Source organism: Stenotrophomonas sp. 05L414_2 (assembly GCF_056397905.1).
Genome location: NZ_JBFTOJ010000145.1, coordinates 1 through 10,625, shown reverse-complemented (window position 1 = coordinate 10,625; position 10,625 = coordinate 1). Strand labels below are relative to the sequence as shown.

At 66.3% G+C, this 10,625-nt stretch carries 13 protein-coding genes; 11 read left to right on the top strand and 2 right to left on the bottom strand.

Annotated elements, in window-relative coordinates:
• Window positions 1–353: CbrC family protein (locus AC1DJN_RS17205; protein ID WP_478039569.1), on the bottom strand; the 353-nt coding region annotated here is incomplete at its 3' end.
• A gap of 93 nt (window positions 354–446) precedes the next feature.
• The gene (locus tag AC1DJN_RS17200) at window positions 447–785 is read right to left on the bottom strand and encodes a HesB/IscA family protein (RefSeq protein ID WP_025876879.1); all 339 of its coding nucleotides are present in this window, start codon (window positions 783–785) and stop codon (window positions 447–449) included.
• 130 nt (window positions 786–915) lie between these two features.
• Between AC1DJN_RS17200 and asnS the strand changes: the two genes are divergently transcribed.
• The 11 genes from asnS (at window position 916) to AC1DJN_RS17145 (ending at window position 10,478) form a co-directional block, all read left to right on the top strand.
• Window positions 916–2,310: an asparagine--tRNA ligase gene (asnS, locus tag AC1DJN_RS17195; RefSeq protein ID WP_478039567.1), complete on the top strand. Its 1,395-nt coding sequence runs from the start codon at window positions 916–918 to the stop codon at window positions 2,308–2,310.
• A 33-nt stretch (window positions 2,311–2,343) separates the two neighbouring features.
• Complete coding sequence (locus AC1DJN_RS17190; protein ID WP_006376524.1) at window positions 2,344–2,643, top strand: hypothetical protein; 300 nt, start codon at window positions 2,344–2,346, stop codon at window positions 2,641–2,643.
• 7 nt (window positions 2,644–2,650) lie between these two features.
• A complete protein-coding gene (locus AC1DJN_RS17185) occupies window positions 2,651–2,965 on the top strand; it encodes a hypothetical protein (protein WP_478039565.1) in 315 nt (104 codons plus the stop codon).
• 9 nt (window positions 2,966–2,974) lie between these two features.
• Window positions 2,975–3,613 (top strand): FMN-binding negative transcriptional regulator, encoded by a 639-nt coding sequence (locus AC1DJN_RS17180; RefSeq protein WP_032976302.1) that lies wholly within the window; start codon window positions 2,975–2,977, stop codon window positions 3,611–3,613.
• A 73-nt stretch (window positions 3,614–3,686) separates the two neighbouring features.
• Window positions 3,687–4,349 carry a carbonate dehydratase gene (gene can / locus AC1DJN_RS17175; RefSeq protein WP_006376530.1) on the top strand — a complete coding sequence of 221 codons (663 nt, stop codon included), beginning with the start codon at window positions 3,687–3,689 and terminating at the stop codon, window positions 4,347–4,349.
• Window positions 4,350–4,370: 21 nt separating this feature from the next.
• Window positions 4,371–4,892: a 3-hydroxyanthranilate 3,4-dioxygenase gene (locus AC1DJN_RS17170; RefSeq protein ID WP_032976303.1), complete on the top strand. Its 522-nt coding sequence runs from the start codon at window positions 4,371–4,373 to the stop codon at window positions 4,890–4,892.
• Window positions 4,893–5,059: 167 nt separating this feature from the next.
• Window positions 5,060–6,334, top strand: a complete 1,275-nt coding sequence (gene kynU / locus AC1DJN_RS17165; protein ID WP_478039563.1) for a kynureninase — start codon at window positions 5,060–5,062, stop codon at window positions 6,332–6,334.
• Window positions 6,335–6,363: 29 nt separating this feature from the next.
• The gene (locus AC1DJN_RS17160; protein ID WP_478039561.1) at window positions 6,364–7,731 is read left to right on the top strand and encodes an FAD-dependent oxidoreductase; all 1,368 of its coding nucleotides are present in this window, start codon (window positions 6,364–6,366) and stop codon (window positions 7,729–7,731) included.
• Window positions 7,731–9,170: an exodeoxyribonuclease I gene (sbcB, locus tag AC1DJN_RS17155; RefSeq protein WP_033831506.1), complete on the top strand. Its 1,440-nt coding sequence runs from the start codon at window positions 7,731–7,733 to the stop codon at window positions 9,168–9,170. The genes AC1DJN_RS17160 and sbcB overlap by 1 nt, the downstream gene beginning before the upstream one ends.
• Complete coding sequence (locus tag AC1DJN_RS17150; RefSeq protein ID WP_025876858.1) at window positions 9,167–9,853, top strand: DUF2461 domain-containing protein; 687 nt, start codon at window positions 9,167–9,169, stop codon at window positions 9,851–9,853. The genes sbcB and AC1DJN_RS17150 overlap by 4 nt, the downstream gene beginning before the upstream one ends.
• A 73-nt stretch (window positions 9,854–9,926) precedes the next feature.
• Window positions 9,927–10,478, top strand: coding sequence for a DUF2939 domain-containing protein (locus AC1DJN_RS17145; RefSeq protein WP_282280546.1), 552 nt, complete (start codon window positions 9,927–9,929; stop codon window positions 10,476–10,478).
• Window positions 10,479–10,625 lie beyond the last annotated feature (147 nt).

Sequence of the window (10,625 nt, the reverse complement as noted above, 5' to 3'; positions counted from 1 at the left end):
GCGCAGGGCCGTTCACAATGGCTCAGCCAGACCGATTGCTGCCAGGACGAGTAGCCCGGGGTGCGCTCGCAGATCTCCAGCAACTGCCCGCGGGGAATGGTCGGTGGCGGATCGGCCGGGTCCGGCGACACCCCCTCGATATCGCTCCAGCCGGTGAATTCACCCTCGTAACTGGCCGCTGCCCTGCCATCGGCGATACACCAGGGGCACAGGTAATCGGGACGCAGAGGTGTGTAGAACGGCCCCCGGTAACGAAGCGTCCGCGACTGACCGCAGCAGTCACAGATCCCGTCGACCTCTTCGAAGGAGAGGGCGTAGGCGTTGGGGTGATAAATGAAAAGCGGTCGTTCCATCCGTGGATCCCTTCCCTGCCGACCAAGGTCGGCATCTACCAGAGCAGGTTCCGATAGCGCCGGACCACGTCCGGCGGACGCCAGAACCGGCCGTCAGGCCTTGTCGGCGTCGGTGGTGAAGCTCTCGCCGCAGCCGCACTCGGCGGTGGCATTCGGGTTGCTGAACGTGAAGGTCTCGCTCAGGCCGTGCTTGCCGAAGTCGATCACGGTGCCGTCCACCAGGGCCAGGCTCTTGGCATCGACATAGATCTTTACCCCGTCCTGGTCGAACACGGTGTCGTCCGCGCGCTCCTCGCGGGCCAGGTCGGTGATGTGGCCCCAGCCCGAGCAGCCGGTCTTGGTCACGCCAAAACGCAGGCCCAGCGCGCCGGGGGTCTGGGCGACAAAGCGCTGCACGCGCTCAAAGGCAATAGGGGTCAGGCTGACAGCCATGGTGGATCACTCCAGAGGTACCGGGACATTATAGGGAGCCGATGACCGCAGAAATGCCTCGCAAGCAGAACGCTGCAACCGGTAAACTCCCGTGTTCATAGATCGAGTCGATCAGCAGAGGATTCAAGTCATGACGGTGGTCAGCGTTGAACATGCGCTTGCCGGGAAGATCCCGGAAGGTGGCGAAGTCACGGTACGCGGTTGGGTGCGCACGGTGCGCGGTTCAGCAAATCTGGCTTTCGTGAATGTGACCGACGGCTCCTGCTTCGCCCCGATCCAGGTCGTGGCCGGCGACGGGCTGGCCAACTTCGACGAGATCAAGCGCCTGACCACCGGCTGCTCGCTGGTGGCCACCGGCACACTGGTGAAGTCGCAGGGCAAGGGCCAGTCGTTCGAGATCCAGGCCAGCGCGGTCGAGGTGGTCGGCTGGGTCGAAGACCCGCTCACCTACCCGATCCAGCCCAAGCCGATGACGCCGGAGTTCCTGCGTGAAGTGGCGCACCTGCGCCCGCGCACCAACCTGTTCGGCGCGGTCACCCGCATCCGCAACTGCCTGGCCCAGGCCGTGCACCGCTTCTTCCACGAGAACGGCTTCAACTGGATCAGCACCCCGATCATCACCACCTCCGACGCCGAAGGCGCCGGCCAGATGTTCCGCGTGTCCACCCTGGACATGGTGAACCTGCCGCGTGACGCCCAGGGCGGGATCGACTTCAGCCGCGACTTCTTCGGCAAGGAAACCTTCCTGACCGTGTCCGGCCAGCTGAACGTCGAGGCCTACTGCCTGGCGCTGAGCAAGGTGTACACCTTCGGCCCGACCTTCCGCGCCGAGAACAGCCACACCACCCGCCACCTGGCGGAGTTCTGGATGATCGAGCCGGAAATCGCCTTCGCCGACCTGGCCGAAGACGCACGCCTGGCCGAGGAATTCCTGAAGTACCTGTTCCGCGCGGTGCTCAACGAGCGCGGCGACGACCTGGCCTTCATCGCCGAGCGCGTGGACAAGAACGCGATCACCAAGCTGGAAGACTTCATCAACGCGCCGTTCGAACGCATCGATTACACCGATGCGGTCAGCCTGCTGCAGAAGTCCGGAAAGAAGTTCGACTTCCCGGTCGAATGGGGCCTGGACCTGCAGACCGAGCACGAGCGCTGGCTGACCKAGGAACACGTCGGTCGCCCGGTGGTGGTGACCAACTACCCCGAGCACATCAAGGCCTTCTACATGCGCCTGAACGATGACGGCAAGACCGTCGCGGCGATGGACGTGCTGGCCCCGGGCATCGGCGAGATCATCGGTGGCAGCCAGCGCGAAGAGCGCCTGGACGTGCTGGATGCACGCATGGCGCAGTTCGGCCTGGATCGCGAGCACTACAGCTGGTACCGCGATTTCCGCCGCTACGGCTCGGTACCGCACGCCGGCTTCGGCCTGGGCTTCGAGCGCCTGGTGGTGTACGTCTGCGGTCTGTCCAACATCCGCGATGCGATCCCCTACCCGCGCGCCCCGGGCAGCGCGGACTTCTAAGCCCACACGCACGACCACGGAGGTACTGCCCCCATGACCCTGTTCTTCGCCCTGTGTTTCGTCGGCGTTGCAGTGGCCGGGTTCAGTGCCTTCGTGATTTTCTGGCCGCTGACCCTGGTGCATGTGCGCGATCGCCATCCGGCGCTGGCGCAGCGCTTCGGCAGTGGCGCCTTCCTCAAGCCCGATGCGCTGGGCTGGCTGCTGCGGCGCGAATACCGCACCCAGCCGGACCGCTCGCTGTCCGGGCTGGCGACGCCCGCCTGGGTATCGCTGCTGACCCTGCTGGCCGGACTGGGCATGGCTGCCCTGCTCTGGCTGGCCTCGCTCTGGTAAGACACACATGAACGACCTTTCCCACGTCCGCGACAGCTGGTGGCTGGCCAGCCTCGGCAACACCCTGATCTGGGCMCGCCTGCGCRTSCGCSMGGCCGGCACYGCCGAAGTGCTGGACAGCGAYGGCAAYACGCTGAGCTAYGACAGCGAAGACACYGCRCGCTCGCAGCTGTTCGAYGCCGAGTTCGTCGAGTACGACGGCCTGGATGAAGAAGATGCGCTGGTGCGCGGCTTCTCGCTGCATGAAGTGCAGCCACCGCAGGCAGGCAGCGACGAAGGCCTGCGCGGGCGCATGGTGCAGTCGCTTGGCAGCCGCGCCTGAGGCCAACCGATGTTCACCCCGCGCGCTTTCGCCGAGACCGACCTGCTGTGGCTGGATCGCCTGCTGGCGCGTGATCCGTTCGTCACCGTGCTTACCGCCGGTGGCGATGGCCTGCCGGAACTGACCCGGCTGCCGGTGCTGTACCAGCGCGACGGCGACCACATCGAGCTGCGCGGCCACTGGGCCCGTGCCAACCCGCAGGCACGCCACAGCGGTGCGGCCAAGGTGCTGGTGGAGGGGCCGCATGGCTATGTATCGGCCAGCTGGTATCCGGACAAGGAACCGATGGCACGGGTGCCCACCTGGAACTACGCCGCCGCCGAGTTGCGCGGCCAGTTGCAGCCCTTCGACGATACCGATGCCCTGGCCCAGCTGGTCAGCGATACCGGCGACCACTTCGAAGCCAGCGTCGGCCAGGACTGGCGGTTCGAACCCGAGCGTGACGACCACCGCCGCCAGCTGCGCGGCATCGTCGGCTTCCGTTTTACCGTCGAACAGGTGCAGCTGACGCTGAAGCTGAGCCAGAACCACCCCGAGGCCAACCAGCAAGCGGTGATGGCCGAACTGGAACGCCTGGACAATCCCCATTCCACCGAACTGGCGCAGTGGATGCGCCGGTATCGCGACGAAGCCGCCGCAGGCAGCTGAGCGCTCTGTTTCCCGCGACGACGCGGCCAGAACGGCCGCGCCTTGCCCCCACCCGACGTCAGGGACCCCGAACATGAAAGACATCCACAAGCTGCTGCAGAACAACCGCGAATGGGCTGACCGGATCGAGAAGGAAGATCCTGACTTCTTCCATCAGCTGGCCAAGCAGCAGCATCCGGAATACCTGTGGATCGGCTGTTCCGATTCGCGCGTGCCGGCCAACCAGATCATCGGCATGGCCCCGGGTGAGGTGTTCGTGCATCGCAACGTGGCCAACGTGGTGGTGCATACCGACCTGAACTGCCTCAGCGTGATCCAGTACGCCGTGGACCAGCTGAAGGTGAAGCACATCCTGATCGTTGGCCATTACGGCTGCGGCGGCGTGCACGCCAGCCTGAACAACACGCGGGTGGGCCTGGCCGACAACTGGCTGCGCCATGTCGGTGACGTGGCACAGAAGCACGCCGCGATCATGGATGCGATCGAGGAGCCGGAGCTGAAGCATGCCCGCCTGTGCGAACTGAACGTGATCGAGCAGGTGGTCAACGCCTGCCGCTCGACGATCGTGCAGGACGCCTGGGCCCGCGGCCAGAAGCTGATGGTGCACGGCTGGGTGTACAGCCTGAAGGACGGCCGCGTGCGCGAAATGGGCATCGACGTGGGCGCACCTGAAGAACTGCAGCCGGCCTACGAGAAGGCCCTGTCCTACGTTCCGCGCCGCGGCCGGCGCGACTGACCCTCCCTTACGGACACCCCCATGCTTGCCTCCCCCATCAACCTGCTGGGCTGGATCGAGGAAAACCGGCATCTGTTGAAGCCGCCGGTCGGCAACAAGATGATCGACAACGGCGATTTCATCGTGATGGTGGTCGGCGGGCCGAACAGCCGCACCGATTTCCACTATGACGAAGGCCCGGAGTGGTTCTACCAGCTGGAAGGCGAGATGGTGCTGAAGGTGCAGGAGGATGGCGCGGTGCGCGATATCCCGATCCGTGCCGGCGAAATCTTCCTGCTGCCGGGCAAGGTGCCGCACTCACCGCGGCGCCCGCCCGGTGGCATCGGCCTGGTGGTCGAGCGCAAGCGCTTGCCGCATGAACGCGATGGCGTGATCTGGCATTGCGAGCGCTGCAACCACAAGCTGTACGAAGAGTACTTCACGCTGCAGAACATCGAGACCGACCTGCCGAAGGTGTTCGCGCACTACCAGGCCAGCCTGGAACTGCGCACCTGCAGCGCGTGCGGCCACGTGGATCCGTTGCCGGCGCCAGTGGCGGCCTGACGGCGCTCCGCCCCCGGTAGATGCCCACCTTGGTGGGCGCTTGTTCGCACGTGCGCCAACCAAGGTTGGCCACTACCGGATCAAGCGGCGCTGGCGCTGGGTGCGCAGCTACCGGGTGATGCCCCAGGCGCTACACTGGCAACCCCGTTGCAGCCTGTTGCCCGACCATGTCCGACCTGCTCAGCCGCACCCACGCCATTGCCCTTGATGCCGCCGATCCGCTGCGGCCGTTGCGGCAGGAATTCCTGATTCCGCGCCACGGTGGCGGTGAGCAGACCTACTTCGTCGGCAACTCGTTGGGCCTGCAGCCGCGCGGCGCACAGGCTGCAGTGCAGGAAGTGATGAAGCAGTGGGGCGAACTGGCGGTGGAAGGCCACTTCACCGGGCCGACCCAATGGCTGTCATACCACCGCCTGGTCAGCGCACAGCTGGCCCGCGTGGTCGGCGCGCTGCCCAGCGAAGTSGTGGCRATGAACACSCTSAGCGTSAACCTGCACCTGATGATGGTCAGCTTCTACCGGCCAACGGCCGAACGCCCGGTGATCCTGATGGAAGCCGGTGCGTTCCCGACCGACCGCCATGCAGTGGAGGCACAGATCCGTTTCCATGGCTTCGACCCGGCCGACTGCCTGGTGGAAGTGCAGCCGGATGAAGCCAACGGCACGATCTCGATGGCCGCCATCGAACGCGCGATCGCCGCGCACGGTCCGCGCCTGGCGCTGGTGCTGTGGCCCGGCGTGCAATACCGCAGCGGCCAGGCCTTCGACCTCGATGCGATCACCCGCGCCGCACGCCTGCAGGGCGCACGCATCGGCTTCGACCTGGCGCACTCGGTCGGCAACCTGCCGCTGCGCCTGCATGACATCGCGCCGGATTTTGYCGTGTGGTGCCACTACAAGTACCTCAACAGCGGCCCCGGCGCAGTGGCCGGTGCCTTCGTGCACGAGCGCCATCATCGCGACACCACGCTGCCGCGCTTTGCCGGCTGGTGGGGCCACGACGAAGCCACCCGCTTCCAGATGGCACCGCAGTTCACGCCGGCGGTCGGTGCCGAGGGCTGGCAGCTGAGCAACCCGCCGATCCTCGGCCTGGCACCGCTGCGGGCATCGCTGGACCTGTTCGAACGCGCTGGCATGGAATCGCTGCGCAGCAAGTCGCTGGCACTGACCGGCATGCTCGACGCACTTGTACGCGCGCGCCTGCCGCAGGTGCTGGAAATCGTCACCCCGGCCGAGCCGGAGCGCCGCGGCTGCCAGCTGTCGCTGCGGGTGATCGGCGGCCGCGAGCGCGGACGCGCCCTGTTCGAACACCTGCGCGCCATCGGCGTGCTGGGTGACTGGCGCGAACCGGACGTCATCCGCATCTCGCCCACCCCGCTCTACAACCGCTATCTCGACGTGCACCACTTCGTCGAGGAAGTGGAAGCCTGGGCTGGCCTGTAAGCCGCCCTCCCCTACTGCTGGACAGTTCGTTGATCGCACATGCATCCCGCTCGCTGAGCATTGCCGGCGCCGGCCTGGCCGGATCCCTGCTGGCCATCCTGCTGTCACGGCAGGGATGGCGCATCACCCTGTACGAACGCCGTGGCGATCCGCGCATCGCCGATTACGAAAGCGGCCGTTCGATCAACCTGGCCCTGGCCGAGCGCGGGCGCAACGCGTTGCGCCAGGCCGGCGTGGAAGACGAAGTGATGGCGCGTGCGGTGATGATGCGCGGGCGCATGGTGCATCCGCGCGAGGGCGAGCCGCAGCTGCAGCGTTATGGTCGCGACGACAGCGAAGTGATCTGGTCGATCCATCGCAGCGACCTGAATACCACGCTGCTGGAACTGGCCGAGCAGGCCGGCGCCACCGTGCATTTCCACCGCCGCCTGCACACCGTCGATTTCGATGCCGGCTACRCACGCTTCATCGATGATCGTGACGACAGCCCGCACGATATCCGCTTCGATACGCTGGTAGGTGCCGATGGCGCCGGCTCGGCGCTGCGTGCGGCGATGAACCGGCGCGAACCGCTGGGCGAGGACATTGCCTTCCTCGACCATTCCTACAAGGAACTGGAGATTCCGCCGAGCGACGATGGCGGCTTCCGCATCGAGYGCAATGCCCTGCATATCTGGCCGCGTGGCCACTACATGTGCATCGCCCTGCCCAACCACGAGGGCACCTTCACCGTCACCCTGTTCCTGCCCAACGATGGCGATCCTAGCTTCGCCACGGTCACCACCGGCGCCCAGGCCGAAGCGCTGTTCGCGCGCGAGTTCGCCGATACCCTGCCGCTGATTCCCAACCTGCGTGCAGACTGGGAGCAGCATCCGCCCGGCCTGCTCGGCACCCTCACCCTGCAACGCTGGCACCAGCAGGCACGTGCCGTGCTGATCGGTGACGCCGCGCATGCGATGGTGCCGTTCCACGGCCAGGGCATGAACTGCGCGTTCGAGGACTGCGTGGCGCTGGCCCGCCATCTGATGGAGGCGGACGACCTGCAGAGTGCGTTCGCCGCATTCGAGGCCGAGCGCAAGCCGAACGCGCGTGCGATCCAGCAAATGGCGCTGGAAAACTATCTGGAGATGCGTGACAGGGTGGCCGATCCGGCCTTCCTGCTGCAGCGTGAGCTGGAACAGGAACTGCAGCGGCGCTGGCCCACGCGTTTCGTCCCGCACTACACGATGGTGACGTTCCTGCACACGCCCTATGCCGAGGCACTGCGCCGCACCGACCTCCAGCGCGCGATGCTGATCGCCGCCACCGCAGGCCACGACACCCTGGACAACATCGACTGGAACGCACTGGAAGCGCAGATCCATGCGCAGCTGCCGGTGCTGGAGGGTGCGCACTGATGGCMGACAGCTTCCTGTTCTACGACCTGGARACCTTCGGCCAGGATCCACGTCGTACCCGTATCTCCCAGTACGCGGCAATCCGTACCGACAGCGACCTCAATGAGATCGACACGCCGGTCAGCTTCTTCGTTCGCCCGGCCGATGATCTGCTGCCCTCGCCGATGGCGACGATGGTCACCGGCATCACTCCGCAGCAGGCGCTGGCTGAAGGCATCAGCGAAGCCGAGGCGTTCGATCGGATCAACGAGCAGCTCTCGCGTCCCGGTACCTGCGCACTGGGCTACAACACCCTGCGCTTCGACGACGAGTTCATCCGCTACGGCCTGTTCCGCAACTTCCACGACCCGTACGAACGCGAGTGGCGCAACGGCAACTCGCGCTGGGACCTGCTGGACATGCTGCGTCTGATGCACGCCATCCGCCCGGACGGCATCCACTGGCCCAAGCGCGAGGACGGCGCCACCTCGTTCAAGCTGGAGCATCTGGCCGAGGCCAACGGCGTGCGCGAGGGCGATGCCCACGAAGCGCTGTCGGACGTGCGCGCGACGATCGGCATGGCGCGCCTGTTCAAGCAGTCGCAGCCGCGCCTGTGGGACTACGCGCTGAAGCTGCGCGACAAGCGTTTCGTCGGCAGCCTGCTCGACATCACTGCATTGAAGCCGGTGCTGCATATCTCGATGCGCTACCCGGCCAGCCGCCTGTGCGCGGCACCGGTGTTGCCGCTGGCGGTACATCCGACCATCAACAACCGGGTGATCGTGTTCGATCTCGACGGCGACATCGATGACCTGCTGGAACTGCCCGCCGAAGTGATCGCCCAGCGCCTGTACCTGCGCGCCAGCGAACTGCCCGAAGGCGTGGCCCGGGTGCCGTTGAAGGAAGTGCACCTGAACAAGGTGCCGGCGCTGGTGGCCTGGAACCACCTGCGCGCTGATGACCACGCACGACTCGGGCTGGACGTGGCGGCGATCGAAGCCAAGGCCGAACGCCTGCGCGCGTTCGCGCCGCAGTTGGCCGAGAAGGCGCGCCAGGTCTACAACCAGCCGCGCGCGGCGAGCGTTTCCGATGTGGATGCATCGCTGTACGACGGCTTCCTCGGCGCCGGCGACAAGCCGCTGCTGGCACTGGCACGGACCACGCCCGCCGAGCAGCTGGCCGCACTGGAAGGCCGCTTCCGCGATCCGCGCCTGCCGGAACTGCTGTTCCGCTATCGCGCCCGCAATCATCCCGACAGCCTCGCGCCGGAAGAACGCGAGCGCTGGAAAGCCTATCGCCGCCAGCGCCTTTTCGGCGAGGAAGGCATGGGCGAACTCAACCTGGCCCAGTTCCAGCAGCAGCTCGACGCGCTGGCAGCCGAGGCGCCCGACGATGCCCGGCGCGCCGCGCTGCTGCAATCGCTGCGTGACTGGGGCCAGCACCTGCAGGAGGACCTGTGAGCACCTATTTCTCCGATGCCAGTTTCAAGTTCCTGCGCAGCCTGGCGCTGCACAACGACAAGACCTGGTTCAACGACCATCGCCAGCAGTACGAAGACCACGTGCGGCAGCCGTTCCTGCGCCTGCTGGGCGACCTGCAGCCGGCCCTGGCCGAGGTCAGCGGACACTTCCGCGCAGACACGCGTGGTGTGGGCGGCTCGTTGTTCCGCATCCACCGCGACGCGCGGTTCTCCAACGATAAATCGCCGTACAAGACCTGGCAGGGTGCGCGCCTGTTCCATGAGCGCCGCCGTGAAGTGGCCGCACCCTCGTTCTACGTGCACCTGCAGCCGGGCGAGAGCTTCGTCGGTGCCGGGCTGTGGCATCCCGAACCGGAAACCCAGCGCCGCGTCCGCCACTTCATCCTCGACAACCCGGGCAGCTGGAAGGCGGCTGCGCACGCACCGGCGCTGCGCAGGCGTTTCGACTTCGAGGAAACCGAGAAGCTGGTGCGCCCACCGCGCGGCTTCCCGGCCGACTTCGAGTTCATCGATGACCTCAAGCACCGCAACTGGGTGATGTGGCGTTCGCTGGACGATGCCACGATGACCGGCCCGCGCCTGCTGTCCACGCTCGGCAAGGATCTGGCGGCGCTCGGCCCGTTCGTGGACTACCTGTGCGCTGCACTGGATCTGGAGTTCTGACCGGCGCCGGTGGCATCGCTGGGATCACCCGCCGTTCACCACCGGCAACCGTACTTGCGGCAGGCTGTGCACCATGAAGAAGCTCATTGGCATCCTCGTTCTGCTGATCGCTGTGGTGGCCGCCTGGTGGTTCGGCGGCCCCTACCTGACCGTGCATGGCCTGTCCAAGGCCATCGAACAACGGGACACCGCCCGTCTGGAGCGCTACGTGGATTTCCCACGCGTGCGTACCAGCCTGCGCGCCCAGCTCAATGACTACCTGGTGCGCCAGGCCGGCCCCGAGGTGGCTGCCAGTCCCTTCGGTGCCCTGCTGTACGGGCTGGGTGATCAGTTGGGTGGCGCCGCGGTGGACACGATGGTCACGCCCACCGGCATCGGCGCGATGTTGCAGGGCCACGTCCTGTGGAAGCGCGGCCGCAACGAACTGCAGGGCGGCGAGGCTTTGGGTGCAACCGAGCCGGCGCGACCGCTGAAGAACGCCGAACACCACTTCGAAGCCCTGGACCGCTTCGTGGTCGACGTCGATCGCGGCCCCGGCCAGCCACCGTTGAAGGTAGTGCTGGAACCGCAGGGCCTGCGCTGGAAGGTGGTGGACCTGCAGCTGGGGATGTCAGGCACTCCGTAAGCGGTATGCCCACCTTTGAGGACACTGATACAAACGACTGCCAACCTAGGTTGGCAACTACCGAGACATGGCGCTCTGGTAGATGCCCACCTTGGTGGGCGCTGCTCTGGTAGATGCCCACCTTGGTGGGCGCTGCTCTGGTAGATG